Here is a 14,928-nt window from a genome sequence, read left to right on the forward strand (position 1 = left end):
GAAAGGCAAGAAATAATGACCGGAACGATTGAACACATCGACCCGCGCGAACTGATCATTGCGGCGAATGTTCGCAAGGATGTGAAGCTCAAGCCCGAGTTCGTGAGCTCCATTCGCGAGTCTGGAATTCTGTCACCGCCAATGGTGACCCACAACAAAGACGGCGCATTGGAGGTTGTCCTCGGTCAACGGCGCACACTCGCCGCAATAGAGGCTGGCCTTGAAACGATGCCTGTCTACGTGGTGGGGGAGTCGGAGGCGAATGCGGCTCGTGTCATTGATCAGCTCGCGGAGAATGAGCAGCGCGAAGAGTTGAGCGACGCTGAGCGCCTGGGCGGGTACCGCGAGTTAGCGATGTTCGGACTTTCAGCGGGCGATATCGCGAAGTCGACAGGCACCTCTAAGACAAGAGTTGAGACAGCCTTGTCGATTGCGGCGGTCCCGGCCGCGGTGGAAGCGGTAGCTGAGAAACAGTTGACGCTGGAGCAGGGTGCAATTGTGGCTGATTTTTGTTCAGACTTTGCTGACGATGAGGAATTGATTGCTGAGTTGCTCGCGGCTGAGCCTGACGAGATTGAGCGCAATGCTCCAACGCTGCGCAGAGAAGCAACTCTCCGCGCGCAGGCCGCTGTCGTTCGTGCAGATGCCGAAGACGCCGGGTTGACTGTTTTGGATGTGCCCTTGGACAGCATGTACGTGCCGCTACCTGTGACTGATGAGGGCTATGTGCGGTTGGGTCGGTACGCGTTTCCGGCAACTCCGTCGGCAGAAATATCGAGTGAAGAGGCCGCCCTGATAGAAGGCGTCGTGATTCGAATTTGCAGAGACTGGGGTGTGATTGATGGTGTCAATCAGCAGGTTGCGCAGGCCGTCTTCTATGTGCCTGAGGCGGCGGCCGAGCAGTTGGTTCCGAAGCAGTACGACAGCTCGAGCGGGCGCACGGACGAGGAGCAGGCTGCATATGAGGCCGAGCGCGTCAGGCGCGAGCTCGAAAGGCAACGTGCTTCAGACGCGAAAGAAGCGCGGGTCGAGTTCGCGGTGCAGGTTCTTCAGCGTAAAGGACTGCCTGGGCAGTGGGCAGATTTCGCCGCGTTGGCGCTGGCTCACGACGCCCGCGAGTCTGTGAATATTGACGGCCTCGCTGAAGCGATCGGAATCAAATCGGGATATCCCGGCGATACACGCGGTGTCACTGAGCTGGCCTTGAAGAAGAGGGGCAATCGGTATCTTTTGGCGCTGGGGTTTGATGCGGCCGAACGTACTTTGGGGCACGTGCCGGCGTTTTTGGTGACCTATTTCGGTTGGCTTGTGGCCTGGGGGTACGCCATGTCGGAGTTTGAGATGGAGCTTCTAAGAGAGGCGCATGTTTCCATCGCAGGCGAAGATGCTGATGAGGTTGTTGATGGTGCTGACGAGGCTGAGGGGGAAGCGGAGTGAGTGCGCCGTCGCCTGCGGTGAGGACGCAGACATACATCCGTGACGGTAACCGTTGTATCGTCTGTGCCTCGTCAGAAATGCTGACGTTTCAGCATCGGCAAGCGGTAGGCATGGGCGGGTCAAAGACTCGTCCGCAGGTGGCCGAGGGATTGACGGCGTGCCTGATGTGCAATGACCGTTTTGAGGGTGATCTGCAAGAAACGGCGCTTTTGTTCGGATGGAAGGTGCGCCGCAATATTGGTCATTTTGTTTGTGAGGACGTGCCGGTGTTCTTTCCGTTATGGGCTCAGTGGTTCGTAGTCGTTGGGGAGATCCGAGTTCCGATTACAGAGCTTGAGGCTCGACGAAAGATGATCGCCGTGTATGGCCCTGAGTACGAAGCCTGGAGGAAAGGGAATGAGCAATAGGGCACTGCACTGGGCATGGGAATTGGAACTACCCATGTCGCAGAAGTTCGTGTTGATCGCGCTTGCAGATATGGCAGATGAAGCTCACTCATGTTACCCCGGTCAAAAGATGCTGGCAAAGATGGTCGGGGGGTCGGTAGACACCATCCAACGCGCCCTTACTGGCCTAGAGGGGCGAGGCGCAATCTCCCGAAAGCGACGATTCAGGGAAGACGGATACCGCACGAGCGATCGCTACGTGCTCAGCGTCGGAGAAGTCCTGAAACCCGAGAAAAAACTTAAGCCGCAAAATCCTACCTTGGATATTCCTACACAAGATTCAGCCCCTACCTTAGGCCGCAATCTGCCCCACCTTAGGCCGCAGAAACAGGGGGGCAAGAACCATCAGTTAACCACCAGAGAACCATCAGTTAACCCCGACACCGCTTTTGATGAGTTTTGGAAGGTCTATCCACGGAAAGCAGGTAAGGCTGCTGCTCTTAAGAGCTTCTTGAAAGCTGCGGCAGCGGTCGGTACAGAAGTACTGCTGGAAGCGGTGAAAAGATACGCGTCTGATCCTGGGCTGCCCCGTGAGAAACGATTCATTCCGCACCCGGCGACGTGGCTCAATCAGGGCCGCTGGGACGATGAGCCCGAAGCCGGCAACGGTGGTCAGCTCGGCGAGTCAGTTGTCCTGGTGCACAAGTTACGAGAGGAGGAGTCCCGTGAAGCTTTCACAGGTAGCAGAGCTATTGACGCTGGCGCAGGGTTTTGATCGGCGGCAGCTCGAGGAGCATCATGCGCGGGCGTGGTTCGAGGCGCTTGGTCACCTGGACTACGACGACGCGAAAGCGGCGGTAGTCGCCCATTACCAGGAGTCGAGGTTTGCCGTGATGCCGGCGGATGTGCTGGCTCGTGTGCGTGAGGCTGCGGAGGTCCCGCGGGAGAACCTCACCGACCGGCGAATGCTTGCCGAGCGGAATGAGTGGCTGCGTCTGCACCACATTGACCCGGCTGATTGGGACGGATGGATGGCGCGCGGTTTGCCCGCTCGCGCGGCGTTGGAGCGTCGCGGAATTGAGGTCGACGAGATTGGAGCGATTGATGCCTGAACGCGTAGAGATCACGGCAGATGGCTTACTGCGGGTCAGCATGAACACCGAAACGCACATGCTCGGTACTCGCGTCCCGACGGTGCTGATGACCCCCGAAGAAGCAGCGCTGCAGCGTGACGCGCTGACGGAATTCTTGAAGGGAAGCGGGCTATGAGCATGCACGATGTAGAGGCCGAGCAATGCGCTCTTGGTGGGATGATGCTTTCCAAAGCTGTCGTTTGGGAAGTCATGGAAGTTCTCGAGCCAACTGACTTCCACGACCCGAAGCACGAGACGATTGCTCGCACGATTGTGGCGTTGGCAAGCTCAGGCGAGCCGACAGACCCAGTGGCGGTGTTCAACCGGCTGCGGGACGATCAGACCGGTATTGACGCTCCGTATCTGCATCACCTGGTGGAGGTCACTCCTACGGCTGCAAACGCAGCGTACTATGCGGGGATTGTTCGGCAGCGCGCCGAACGCCGCAGGCTAAAAGAGGCTGCGGTGAGTATCAATCAGCTTGCCGCTGAGGAGAACGAAACGCCTGCGGATTTGGTTGAGCGGGCGCGCGGCTTGGTCGACGATGTTTCTCGGTCTACGAAGCGTCAGATTCGCCGCATTGGCGAGTCGCTGCCGGCCCTGTATGAGTCCCTCGATCAGGCACCTGAATTCATCAAGACGCCTTGGGCTGACCTTAACCAGGTTGTCGGCGGATTGCGCGCCGGGACGTTGACAATCATCGGAGCCAGGCCAGGCATCGGCAAGACCGTTGTGGGCCTGCAGATCGCTCACGAGTTGGCAAGGGAGGGCAGCGTCGGCTACGTCTCGCTAGAGATGAGCGAATCGGATATCCAGAAGCGTCTTCACGCTCAGGTCGCGCAAATCCCGATGAGCTCGCTGATGGATCACCAGATGATGCCGACGCACTGGCAGTCAGTGGCGAAGGTGCGTGCAGGGCTGGAGCAGATTCCGCTTTACATCGCGGATGATTTGGAGACGCTGACGCAGATTCAGAGCTTCGCGCGGTCACTTGCGCGCCGGGGCAATTTCAAAGGCCTTGTCGTGGACTACCTCCAGCTCATGACCTCAGGTAAGCGCGAGGAATCCAGGCAGCAGGAAGTCTCAAGCTTCTCTCGCTCGCTGAAGCTGCTCGCGGGTGACCTTGGCATTCCGATCATTGCCCTGTCGCAGCTCAATCGTGCAGTGGAGGGGCGCAAGACCGGGAAGCCACAGCTTGCCGATCTGCGCGAATCAGGGTCGATTGAACAGGACGCCGACGTGGTCATGCTGCTGCATCGGGATGAGAAGCAGCGACCGAACGATTTGGAAATCATCGTGGCCAAGAACCGCCACGGAAAACAGGGTGATGTGACGTTGAAATGGGAGGGCGTTTTTGCTCGTGCCATTACTCGTCCATGGTCACCAACCGCATTACTCGAAAAAGACGATCTAAGGGGTTAGAAAATGGCAAACGTAACAACTACTCAGGCGACGGTCACGAGGCTCGCAGGCGCGAAAGGTGTGGCAGTGGAAGAGGTCTCTAGGTCTCGGGACGGTCGCGAATTCAAAATGTACTTCACTGTCTGGCTTGGCGAAGGACACGGCCTCCGCGTGGGCGACAGCGCCAGGTTTACTGGATCACTCGGCGCGAAGACGAGGGAATACGACGGGAAAAACTATATGGACTTGTCGATTTCGAACGGGCGATATGACCCGGCAACGCTGAAAAGCAGCAATGATGTTTCTCAAGCCATGCCTGACGGTTGGGGCGAAGAGGACAGGTTCTGATGAGTGACGACATTGAACCAATGACCGCGGCCTTCATCCTGAACGCAATACGCAAGAATCATCGCCGAGCAGCAATCGTGTCTGAGCTCAGTATTGACGACTTCGATCTGCCCGATTCGGAAGACATTACAGAGAACCACTACAGCTACAAACCCAGGCCAGAGGGACACAAGCTCATGCGTCGCATTGACGCGCTGATGTGGTCATCGCTCGAACGGACAGCGATTGAAATCAAAGTCACCAAAGCGGACTTCATGCGTGACACGTACTGGAAACGACGTGCATGGCAGCGGGTGAGCCACCGGTTCATCTATGCCGTTCCACATGACCTTGACGTCATGAGCCCACACGGGTGCGGCCTATGGCGCATCCACAAAGACGGCCGCATCGAGGTCGCGAAGAAAGCAATTATCAATCGCACGCCTGACTCTTTGCCGCAGACCGTGGTGCAGCGCATGGCGTATCGAATTTCAGGAGAACGCGATGAGTGACAAAAAGACTGCTGCTCGAAAAGCAGACGCGGCACTGACTGGGTTCCTTGTGGAGTTCGATAAGTCGCTGTGGCCCGAGGAAGTGCGCGCGATTGAGTCCGCACTCAAAATCGTGAGGAAGTACCAACGATGACTGAGATACCCGACGACGTAATCGAAGCGGCCGCGAAGGCCGCTTGGGAAGCAAACGCCGCAAAGGCTCTGCTGAGTCCTAACACACCTCTTTGGGTCAAAGAAGCATATGAGCGAGGTTGGGAAGGGGTGATCGCTGAGCGTAAAGCTCTCTGGATAGATTCTGTTCGGTCAGAGGCCCCGGTTATCGCTGCGTGGGCACGTGAGCAGGCACTAGCCGAGGCTCACGAGGCAGTTCGGTGCAGCATCGTGTCCATCGGCCCAGAAGGGCCAAGCGATCAGATCCACGAGGCCATGTACAACGGCGGTTGTGACGCGCTCAGGGCGGTCGCCGCTCTACGTGGCAAGGAAGGGGAACCACGTGACTGACCAGTGTGTTTGTTGCTCAAACCCTGCGAGTACAGGGCTGATATGTCGAAGCTGCTGGGGGAGAGTCCTTTGGCAGCTGGATGCCTTACCAAGCCTTATCGGCACGATCCGCGCGCAAGTAATCCCTGCCGGCGGTAAAGGGGACGGAGTGAAAGTCTCCGGTACAAGGGAGCATGCTGCGCCTCTCAGCCTTACCGCGATGGAGGACGCAGACAACGCCTATGCACGCCTCGCCGAATGGGGAACCTACTGGGCTGAGCAACTCGGCGCTGCACCGGCCGCGCCGCTTGCCGCAGTCACCGGCACCGGGCGAGATCTAGCCGGACTCAAAGCCTCAACCACCCCATCCGTTGCGCGACGACGGGCGCGATGGATCGCTACATGGTTACGAGCTCACCACGACCGCATCGTCCACCTGCCGGGCGTAGCGGCCTACCACGATGACCTTGTTGATCTTGTCCGAACCTACGCCGGCAGATACGACCAAGACACGCATGAGAAGCCCCTGCGAAAACGACTGTGTGTGGTGTGCTTGACCTACAAGGTCACTGCTCGGACGACATGGCGCGGGAAAATCGAGGTGCGGTGCACCGAGTGCGGGCAAGGCTACAAGACGGACTTCGAAGAGATATTTGGTGCAGACGATGAGCGAGCAATGGCTGACCTTGCGGCAAGCAGCTCAGCGAGTCAGACGCAGCAAACGCACGATGAGGTACTGGGTTCGTGACGGCATGCCAACCCGCTTCCGCGAAGATGGGGCACGAGAGGTAGAAGAGAGGATTGCCCTTGAATGGCTAAGGCACAAGACCCTAGCCAATCCAGCCCATAGATGGCGACTGCGAAGAGCACTAGAAAAAGAATCCCAAAAGAATTTGACAGGGGAGTGATTGCACCCCCTACTCTTATAAATGGATCATCACGCCCCACCGGAAACAGTGGGGCGTGACCCAGTTAACCGGTACGTTATTTGCCTTTCATACCGGGGAACAAGAAGGCCCGGCACACAGGGAATGTGCCGGGCCTTCGCGGTACCCAGGTCGCAAAGAAAACAGGCCAGAGCCCACACCGACCACCAGTACCCCAGGGCACCAACCCACACAGGAGGCGACACCCAATGGCACGCACCAACGGACAGCTCTACAAGCGCCTACGCCGAGAGTTCAAAGACGAACACCAACCACTCAACACACCCTGCTGGATATGCGGACAACCCACCATCGAATGGGACACACACGGCCAAGACAACTCATTCGAACTCGACCACTACCACTCAGTCAGCGAACACCCCGAACTCGAAACAGACCCAAGCAACTTCCGAGTCTCACACCGCACATGCAACAACCAAAGATCAAACAAAGCACCACGCCTCGGACTCGGCACCCTCTCACAAACCTACTACCCCCAACAACCCAACACTTAGACCCCCAATAAAATCCAACAAACCCCAAACCACAGCCCACCTCCCGCGCGCCGGTGGCATCCCCCTCCCGGTTTTTACCCCCCATCGCGCGTGTGCGAGAGAGGCAACTGTCGTGATCGTTGAAAGATTGTCAGTTTCGGACTTGGTTGAGTATCACCGAAACCCGAGGAAGGGCGACGTTTCAGCGATTGCGGAGTCGCTGCGTGCGCGCGGGCAGTACAAGCCCCTTGTGGTGAATCGTGGCTCGGTAACGGGGTTGCGTAATGAGATTCTTGCGGGGAATCACACGTTTCGTGCTGCGGTTTCGTTGGGTTGGGAATCCATTGAGGTTGTCCTGGTTGATGTGTCTGCGGACGAGGCAGCGCAGATTGTTCTTACTGACAATCGGATTGCCGATCTTGGCGGGTACGACGATGCTCAGTTGCTCGATCTGCTCGAGGCTGTGTCTTCATTGGACGGCACGGGTTATGCGGTGGCTGACGTTGACGTGTTGGCTTTGGAATTTCGTCCACCGGCGTCTCTGACTGATCCTGATGAAGTGCCGGATACCCCTACTGCGCCAGTATCGGTTGAGGGTGACATCTGGCATCTCGGCAATCATGTTTTGCTGGTCGGCGATTGTACGGATCGTGAGCTGGTACGTGCGGCTGCCCCAGGGGTGCCTTCTGTGGTGTGGACTGATCCACCGTATGGCGTGAGCTATACAGGAAAAACAGACAAGGCACTGTCGATCAAGAATGACGGGCTTGCGGATGCCGAGAACGTGACGCGTGGAGCGATATCGGTGATTGCAACTCTGTGCTCGCCGGGTTCTCCCGTTTATGTGGCCCATTCTGATGTGCTTCGCCCCGCCCTGCATGACGCGATGAGTGAGCATGGTCTGATGTGGCGGCAAACGTTGGTGTGGGTGAAGCCGTCTTTTGTGCTGGGTCATTCTGACTACCAGCCGAGGCATGAGCCAATCGCGGAAGCTGTGATTGAGTTCGAGCCCGTCGCATACGGTTTTACCGGTGGCGGCTCAGGGCGGCTAGGTCGAGGCGGCCCTAACTGGCATGGCGACAACCGACAGTCAACCGTATTCGAGGTGGCAAAGCCGCACCGAAATGCGGAGCATCCGACGATGAAACCAGTTGAGTTGATCGAGCGAATGTTGCGCAACTCGATCGCTCCGGGCGGGCTGGTTTTTGATCCATTCGGCGGGTCGGGCAGCACAATGATTGCAGCTCATCGTTTGGGATTGAAATCATTCTTGGTGGAGCTTGATCCTGCATATGCGGATGTGATTTGCCAGCGTTGGCAAGAACACTCCGGTGTGGTTCCTCGGCGTAATGGCGAGGCTGTCAGTTTCGTTTAGGAGGTTTCGGTGATTGCTGCTGAGCGGACGAAGCGTGACGAGCAAGCATTAGATTTGCGTCGAGCTGGCATGACGCTGGAAGCCATTACGAAGCAGCTTTCGTTCAAGAGCGTCAATGAGGCTAAAGCCTCACTCAAGCGGGCGATGCAACGATCTGGCGGGCCGATTAGCGATCTTGAGGATTTACGGGCGTTGGAGCTTGACCGACTTGACCGTATGCAGGTTGCGTTGTGGCCTGCAGCGACGCGTGGTGAGGTTACCGCAGTCGATCGAGTTTTGAAGATTCAGGAGCAGCGCTTACGAATTGCGCGGGTGAAGCGCGAGGAGCTGTCTCGTTTGACGGATTCGTTTGATGAGGCGGTCGCCGCGTTGGATTTGGCGACAGAGGATATTGCTGCGGCTGAAGCCGGGAGGGTGCTTGCGCAGCGTATTGATGCGGCGTGCGCATCGGGTGACCCGATGCAAGAGACGAAGGCGCTGTACCTGATTCCGCATTTGATGAACGTGCTTCGTGAGCTTGGAGCGACGCCTGCGTCTCGCGACGAGATCGCCTCCGGTACAGCAGCGGTTGCCGGGCAATCTGCTGTTGATGAGGATTCCGAACCGGATGATGAGTTGGAAGCATTCAGGAAGGGTAAGCGGTCCTCATGACGCAAGTTTTTGGTATCACCGAGCCGCGCATTTTTACCAAGCCGCTACGGGAACTGACACCAGAAACGACACACGGCTTTGAGGTCATCGCCTTTGCTAAGCAGTTCCTTGGGATCACACTGTATCTCTGGCAAGAATGGCTGCTCATCCATGCGCTCGAATTGAAGCCTGACGGTACATATCGGTTCAGTCGAGTATTTGTGCTCGTGGCTCGTCAAAACGGTAAAACGACGCTGCTCATGGTTCTCACCCTGTGGTGGATGTTTGTGGATTCAAAGCGGTTCCCTGAGCATCTCGCCGCTCGCGACTTCATGGTGCTCGGTGTGGCCCAAGACTTAGACCAAGCCGAGGAAGCGTGGGAAGAAGCGCTCTCCTATTGCGACCCTGACGACAAGCCGCGATCCGGTTATGTGCCGTTTGCGAACCCAGTGTTGCAGCGGCACTCTCGTCGACCGTCGCGCCGGAATGGTAAGAAGGAGATGCGCCTCAAATCTGGTGCGGTGTACAAGGTCAAGGCGACCAGCCGTAAGGCCGGCCGTGGGAAATCGGCCGCTCGTATCATTCTGGACGAGCTGCGCGAGCACACTGACTGGCAAGCATGGGCCGCGATAACGAAGACCACTCGAAACAAGTTCAATAACCAGATTTGGGGTATCTCAAACGCTGGAGATGCCCGCTCCGTTGTGCTGATGAAGATGCGCGATGAGGCAATCAAGATTGTCGAAGAGTGGGACAGGTACGTTGAGACGGGCATCAAATCCGTTGAGGAGTATCTAGAGGGCGTTGTTTCTGACGATCTGGCTATTTTTGAATGGTCAGCGATCGACGGACTGCCTGTCAACGATCTTGACGGCATTCGTCAGGCCAATCCGTCGCTAGGGTATTCGAGTATTTCGTTGAGTCAGATTTTGTCTGAGGCGGCGACGGAGCCTGAAGAGATATTTCGCACCGAAACGCTGTGTCAGTGGGTTACCTCTCGCGTCCCGGCCTATATGGATTGGCCAGAGTGGCAAGCGTGCGCAGACGGGCCCGACGATGACGGTGTGGGCGGTTCAGCCCTTGCCGAGGACTCGCCATTGTGCTTGTCGATTGATACATCAGCGAAGCGTGACTTTACTTCGATTGCCATTGCGGGCTACCGCGATGACGGACGCATCCACGGCGAGGTTGTGGCCCAGCGTGCGGGCATGCTTTGGGGTGTCGATTATGTCACGAAGGTTGCTCAGCACCTTGGTATTGAGTGTGTGGCAGTACAGGCACGCGGATGTGCAGCGGTTGATTTTGTCGAGCCTCTAGAAAAGGCCGGCCTCAAAATAATTCGCATCGAGGGTTCCGCTCTTGGCTCTGCGGCCGGGCGTATTCGCGACCGTGCGCGCGACGACAGATTGCGACACCGTTCTCAGCCGTCGCTTGATTTGGCTGTGGCGAATGGCATAACCAAAAAGCTTGGCGAAGTCGTGGCTTGGAACCGCGAGGGTTCAGTGGTCGATATTGCAGGCTTGGTTGCTTTGTCTCAAGCAATATACGGGCTTGAGAATCTCCCGCCTGAACCAGAGGCGGTGCCTCCACCACCTCCGCAAGCGGAAATTGTCACACGAATCGACGTGACCCCAGCCGACGCCAACCTGGCGACGGCCGCATTCTGAAAGGTAGGTGCCCAGTGGCTGACGAGCTTGGATATCAGGCGATCAAATTGGCCTCGTGGGAGGTGCTTGGAGCCGAGTCTCACGAGACTAATCCGGCGCTGGAATGGCCGCAAAGCATCGAAGTCTACGACAAGATGCGCCGAGAGGATTCGCAGATCGGCTCGGTTTTGCGCGCGGTGACGCTCCCGATTCGCAGCGCACGGTGGTCGATCGACCCTGCTGGCGCGAGCGATGAGGTTGTCGAGCTCGTTGCGACAGATCTGGGCCTCCAGATCAAGGGGCAACCGCGTGTAGCACCGCTGCGCACTCGCGGTCGGTTTTCTTGGGGCGAGCACCTGCGCATGGCGTTGCTCGAGCTGCCTTTTGGTCATTCGTATTTCGAGCAGGTTTACCGCATGGAGGAAGGTCGGGCGAGGCTTCGTAAGCTCGCGTGGCGGCCACCCCGCACCATTTCCAAGGTGGAGGTCGCCGAGGACGGCGGTCTGATCGCCATCTACCAGTACGGAACTACGGGCGGCGAGATCCGCATTCCCGCAGACCGTGTAGTGGCTTACGTCAATGACCGCGAAGGTGCCAATTGGCGTGGTCAATCTCTCCTGAGAACCGCGTACAAGAACTGGCTGTTGAAAGACAGGATGCTGCGCGCGCAAGCACTGACCGTAGAACGCAACGGACTAGGTGTGCCTGTCTACACGGGTGCTCCCGTGCCCGACGGTACGAATTTGGCTGAACGCAAGGACTGGCAAGAATCCGAGAAGTCTGCGGGCCTCACCCTTGCGACGGGTTTTCGTGCTGGTGATGCGGCGGGTGCTTCCATACCGAACGGGTCAAAACTTGAGCTGATGGGAGTGACTGGCAAGCTTCCGGAGACCGATGAGCCCATTCGGTATCACGATGAGCAAATCGCGCGTGCGGTACTCGCGCACTTTCTAAACCTTGGCACCGAGACAGGATCGTGGGCGCTCGGATCGACTTTCGCGAACTTTTTCACCGACTCGCTGAATGCGGTTGCCCAGCACATCGCCGACATTACGCAGCAGCATGTGGTTGAGGATCTCGTCGACGCCAACTGGGGCTCAACTGAGCCCGCACCTCGACTTGTCTTCGAGCCGATTGGATCTGAACACCCTGTCACTGCGGAGGCTATCAGCGCACTCATCGCATGCGGCGCGCTCACATCCGACGAACCGTTGGAAGCGTTTGTGCGTACTTCGTGGGGTCTTCCTGTGCGCGATCCAGAGACCGCACGGCATACCGGCATTACTGAGCCTGAGGAGGCAGCATGACAACCAATAACAGGTGGAAGAACCGCTACTGGGGTGATCAATCACCGCCCAAGGCGAAGGCTGAGTTTTTCAACGCGGTGACGTCTCCGGCGCCATCAGGAACCGGCACTGTGGCAACGATCCGAATGTATGGCCCGATCGACTCCTGGGGAGGGTATTGGGGCATCTCCACGAAGGATGTCGGCGCGGTACTCGACGCCCTTCCAGATTCCGTGACGCAGATCATCCTTCGAATCAACTCACCTGGCGGAGAGGTCTTCGAAGGCGTATCAATCCTGAACATGCTCCGCTCACATAAGGCCGAGGTGACGGCCGTAGTCGACGGCTTGGCGGCATCAGCTGCATCCGTAATTGCCGCAGGATGCTCGGACACCGTCATGTCTCCAGGAACGCAGATGATGATTCACTCGCCTATGTCGTTTGCCTATGGCAATGCGGGTGAGCTGCGGAAAACCGCGGAAGTTTTGGACACTATCGAATCTTCTCTGATCGAAATTTACACAGCGAAGGGCGGCGAGAAGGACTGGGTCGCTCTGCTTGCTGATGAGACGTGGATGAACGCAGCCGAGGCCGTAAGTATGGGCCTGGCTGATCGCGTCGCGGTGATCCCGGATGCTGGCGAGGCAGCAACCGTTGGTGAGGAAGAACCAGCAGACGAGGCCGATACGGAGCATGAGTTCAACGATCGTGCCAATCAAAGACTTGCCAGGGCGTCTGTTCTGGCAACTTCACTCCCGAGCTCAACCGGGCCGGGTGACACCAACCGAAAGGAGAACGTCGTGGATTACGACGCTTTCAAGGCTGGACTTCGCGAGCGGCTCGGTGTGACCGATGCCGCCATCTCTGAGGAGCAGCTTCTCGCTGCTGTCGACGAGTCCCTCGCGGAGCAGGTAACAGATACGAGCACAGTGCCCGAGGGTACCGTGCTCATTGATGCTGGGGTTCTCGCACAGCTCCAGGGCAACGCACAGGCTGGAGTCAAAGCTCTGGCTGCTCAGGATGCCGCGCGACGTGACGCGATCGTGAACTCGGCAGTGGACGAGGGACGTATCGCGCCTGCATCGCGTGACACTTGGCGCGCGCAGCTCGATGCCAACGAGGCCGGCACTACGTCACTCATCAGCTCGCTTGCCGCGAATGCGGCACTGCCAGTTGTCGAGCTCGGTATCGGTGTCGATGCCGTAACTGATGAACACACCCGGCTGGCTGCCGCTGCAGGCTGGACCGATCAGAAGCAGGAGGCGTAATCATGGCTGATCACATTCACACATTCGCGCCGGGAGCCTCGGTCACCTGCGTCGCTGACGCTGACATCATTGGCGGTCGTCTTGTGGCGATCACCGGCCCTCGCGCGGTGACCACGGCAACCGAGTCAAGCGCCGGCGTTTTCGGTGCTGCCGCACAAGACGCGACTGAGGGGGACGACGTACTGGTGCTGCGCGGTGGCGTACAGGCCCTGGTGGCCTCTGCCTCGATCACAGCGGGCCAGCGCGTCAACCCGGCCGCAGACGGACAGGTTGCTGCGGTTACTGACGAGCGCGGCATTGGGCTTGCGCTTACCACGGTCACAGCTGCCGATCAGCTGATCCAGATTGCACTGGACTAGAAGGAGAGCAGAACAATGGGAAGTTCCCTGACCTATCCAGTGCCGCAGATTCGCGGCACTGAAAGCATGACGACTGAGCAGATCCATCAGCTCCTTCGCACACAGCCGCTGATCGCCAAGCGAATCCGAACCCTTGCTGAGCAGCGCTTCATCTCTGATGCGCTTCTCAAGGGGCGCTTCAAATCAGTAGGCGGTGTCGTTCTTTATGAGAACGGCGAGCCGTTGTTTGCTCCGGACGATCCAGAATCGATCATGCCTGGCGGTGAGTACCCCAGGTCGCAGGTAACGGCCGGCGACCTTGCTGCTGCGCGGGTTGAAAAGTGGGGTCGAGATGTTCCGGTCACAGACGAATCGATCGGTCGTCGCGGTATTGACGTTGTGAACCGCTCACTGAACCAGCTGGTTAACCGCATGGTTAAGTTTGTCGATTCGGCTGCGCTCGGCGTGATCGCGTCAAAGGTCACCACTACCAGTGCTGCCTCTGGCGCTTGGACGACCGCGGCGGCAATCGTGAAGTCTGTCGAGCTGGCGAAAGCTGGTGCTGAAGAATCAGGCGAAGGCCACACGATCGATACGATCGTGCTCAAGCCCACTGCCTACGCGACGGTCATGTCGATCTTTTTGGATGCCGGTTTGCTGCCTCGTGAGGCCTCAAACCCGCTGATCACCGGAGCTTGGCCACAGGTCCTTGACCTGACGTGGTTGCGCTCACCGCACACGCCAACGTCTGCGCCAATGTTGGTCGATACTGACGAGCTTGGCGGCATGGCAGACGAAGACTTGGGTGGCCCCGGCTACACAAAGTCACTGCCCGGCGTTGAGGTCAAGTCGATCCGAGAAGACCTCACAGACGGGTACCTCCTGCGCTCACGTCGTGTAACTGTGCCTGTCGTGACGGATGCTACGGCCGGCCTCACCATTACTGGAACGGGGCTCTAATGGCTGTGAAACAGTATCGGGTGACAGCGACGATGGCCGTTGTAAAAGTCCCTGGCGCGCAGGGCGGCGAAACGTATTTTCGCCGCGGTCGGAAGCTGCCTGGCTCCGTGGAGTCTGACGAGGTGAAGCGACTCCTTGCACTCGGGTTGATCGAGGCTGTCAAGGATGCTCCTGTATCTGATCAGGCGGCCATCGACGCAGCGGCCAAGGCAGCAGCGGAAGAAAAAGCGAAGGCCGAAGCAGACGCAGCGGCCAAGGCAGCAGCGGCCGCCAAGGCAGCGAAGTAGATAGACAAGGGGTGATGGAGTGATAGACCATAACAGTATTGG

Annotated in this window: 19 protein-coding genes; all 19 read left to right on the forward strand. The window is 58.1% G+C overall.

Annotated features, from left to right (window positions below; all coding sequences use genetic code 11):
- The first annotated feature begins 15 nt into the window (after positions 1 to 15).
- The 19 genes from FHX76_RS01955 (at position 16) to FHX76_RS02045 (ending at position 14,886) form a co-directional block, all read left to right on the forward strand.
- Entirely contained in the window at positions 16 to 1,437 is a 1,422-nt protein-coding gene (locus FHX76_RS01955) for a ParB/RepB/Spo0J family partition protein (RefSeq protein ID WP_167147199.1), read from the forward strand.
- Complete coding sequence (locus tag FHX76_RS01960; RefSeq protein WP_167147202.1) at positions 1,434 to 1,844, forward strand: hypothetical protein; 411 nt, start codon at positions 1,434 to 1,436, stop codon at positions 1,842 to 1,844. Before FHX76_RS01955 ends, FHX76_RS01960 begins: the two co-directional genes overlap by 4 nt.
- The gene (locus tag FHX76_RS01965) at positions 1,834 to 2,598 is read left to right on the forward strand and encodes a helix-turn-helix domain-containing protein (RefSeq protein ID WP_167147205.1); all 765 of its coding nucleotides are present in this window, start codon (positions 1,834 to 1,836) and stop codon (positions 2,596 to 2,598) included. The genes FHX76_RS01960 and FHX76_RS01965 overlap by 11 nt, the downstream gene beginning before the upstream one ends.
- On the forward strand, positions 2,549 to 2,935 hold the full coding sequence (locus tag FHX76_RS01970; protein ID WP_167147208.1) for a hypothetical protein: 387 nt from the start codon (positions 2,549 to 2,551) through the stop codon (positions 2,933 to 2,935). Before FHX76_RS01965 ends, FHX76_RS01970 begins: the two co-directional genes overlap by 50 nt.
- Entirely contained in the window at positions 2,928 to 3,092 is a 165-nt protein-coding gene (locus tag FHX76_RS01975) for a hypothetical protein (protein WP_167147211.1), read from the forward strand. The genes FHX76_RS01970 and FHX76_RS01975 overlap by 8 nt, the downstream gene beginning before the upstream one ends.
- Positions 3,089 to 4,378: a replicative DNA helicase gene (locus tag FHX76_RS01980; protein WP_167147213.1), complete on the forward strand. Its 1,290-nt coding sequence runs from the start codon at positions 3,089 to 3,091 to the stop codon at positions 4,376 to 4,378. The genes FHX76_RS01975 and FHX76_RS01980 overlap by 4 nt, the downstream gene beginning before the upstream one ends.
- A 3-nt stretch (positions 4,379 to 4,381) precedes the next feature.
- Positions 4,382 to 4,705: a hypothetical protein gene (locus FHX76_RS01985; RefSeq protein WP_167147216.1), complete on the forward strand. Its 324-nt coding sequence runs from the start codon at positions 4,382 to 4,384 to the stop codon at positions 4,703 to 4,705.
- Entirely contained in the window at positions 4,705 to 5,196 is a 492-nt protein-coding gene (locus tag FHX76_RS01990; protein WP_208402410.1) for a hypothetical protein, read from the forward strand. Before FHX76_RS01985 ends, FHX76_RS01990 begins: the two co-directional genes overlap by 1 nt.
- A gap of 129 nt (positions 5,197 to 5,325) precedes the next feature.
- A complete protein-coding gene (locus FHX76_RS01995) occupies positions 5,326 to 5,697 on the forward strand; it encodes a hypothetical protein (RefSeq protein ID WP_167147219.1) in 372 nt (123 codons plus the stop codon).
- 199 nt (positions 5,698 to 5,896) lie between these two features.
- On the forward strand, positions 5,897 to 6,424 hold the full coding sequence (locus tag FHX76_RS02000) for a hypothetical protein (RefSeq protein ID WP_167147222.1): 528 nt from the start codon (positions 5,897 to 5,899) through the stop codon (positions 6,422 to 6,424).
- Between the two features lie 387 nt (positions 6,425 to 6,811).
- Positions 6,812 to 7,117: an HNH endonuclease gene (locus FHX76_RS02005; protein ID WP_167147224.1), complete on the forward strand. Its 306-nt coding sequence runs from the start codon at positions 6,812 to 6,814 to the stop codon at positions 7,115 to 7,117.
- 112 nt (positions 7,118 to 7,229) lie between these two features.
- Complete coding sequence (locus tag FHX76_RS02010) at positions 7,230 to 8,471, forward strand: DNA methyltransferase (protein ID WP_167147227.1); 1,242 nt, start codon at positions 7,230 to 7,232, stop codon at positions 8,469 to 8,471.
- A gap of 9 nt (positions 8,472 to 8,480) precedes the next feature.
- The gene (locus FHX76_RS02015) at positions 8,481 to 9,122 is read left to right on the forward strand and encodes a terminase small subunit (RefSeq protein ID WP_167147230.1); all 642 of its coding nucleotides are present in this window, start codon (positions 8,481 to 8,483) and stop codon (positions 9,120 to 9,122) included.
- On the forward strand, positions 9,119 to 10,768 hold the full coding sequence (locus FHX76_RS02020) for a terminase large subunit domain-containing protein (RefSeq protein WP_167147233.1): 1,650 nt from the start codon (positions 9,119 to 9,121) through the stop codon (positions 10,766 to 10,768). Before FHX76_RS02015 ends, FHX76_RS02020 begins: the two co-directional genes overlap by 4 nt.
- 14 nt (positions 10,769 to 10,782) lie before the next feature.
- Positions 10,783 to 12,054 (forward strand): phage portal protein family protein, encoded by a 1,272-nt coding sequence (locus tag FHX76_RS02025; protein ID WP_167147236.1) that lies wholly within the window; start codon positions 10,783 to 10,785, stop codon positions 12,052 to 12,054.
- On the forward strand, positions 12,051 to 13,301 hold the full coding sequence (locus FHX76_RS02030; protein ID WP_167147239.1) for a head maturation protease, ClpP-related: 1,251 nt from the start codon (positions 12,051 to 12,053) through the stop codon (positions 13,299 to 13,301). Before FHX76_RS02025 ends, FHX76_RS02030 begins: the two co-directional genes overlap by 4 nt.
- A gap of 2 nt (positions 13,302 to 13,303) precedes the next feature.
- A complete protein-coding gene (locus FHX76_RS02035) occupies positions 13,304 to 13,660 on the forward strand; it encodes a capsid cement protein (RefSeq protein ID WP_167147242.1) in 357 nt (118 codons plus the stop codon).
- Between the two features lie 15 nt (positions 13,661 to 13,675).
- The gene (locus FHX76_RS02040; RefSeq protein ID WP_243848572.1) at positions 13,676 to 14,599 is read left to right on the forward strand and encodes a phage major capsid protein; all 924 of its coding nucleotides are present in this window, start codon (positions 13,676 to 13,678) and stop codon (positions 14,597 to 14,599) included.
- The gene (locus FHX76_RS02045; protein ID WP_167146236.1) at positions 14,599 to 14,886 is read left to right on the forward strand and encodes a hypothetical protein; all 288 of its coding nucleotides are present in this window, start codon (positions 14,599 to 14,601) and stop codon (positions 14,884 to 14,886) included. The genes FHX76_RS02040 and FHX76_RS02045 overlap by 1 nt, the downstream gene beginning before the upstream one ends.
- Positions 14,887 to 14,928: the final 42 nt, after the last annotated feature.

Source organism: Lysinibacter cavernae, from assembly GCF_011758565.1.
In the GTDB taxonomy this organism is placed as follows: Bacteria; Actinomycetota; Actinomycetes; order Actinomycetales; family Microbacteriaceae; genus Lysinibacter; species Lysinibacter cavernae.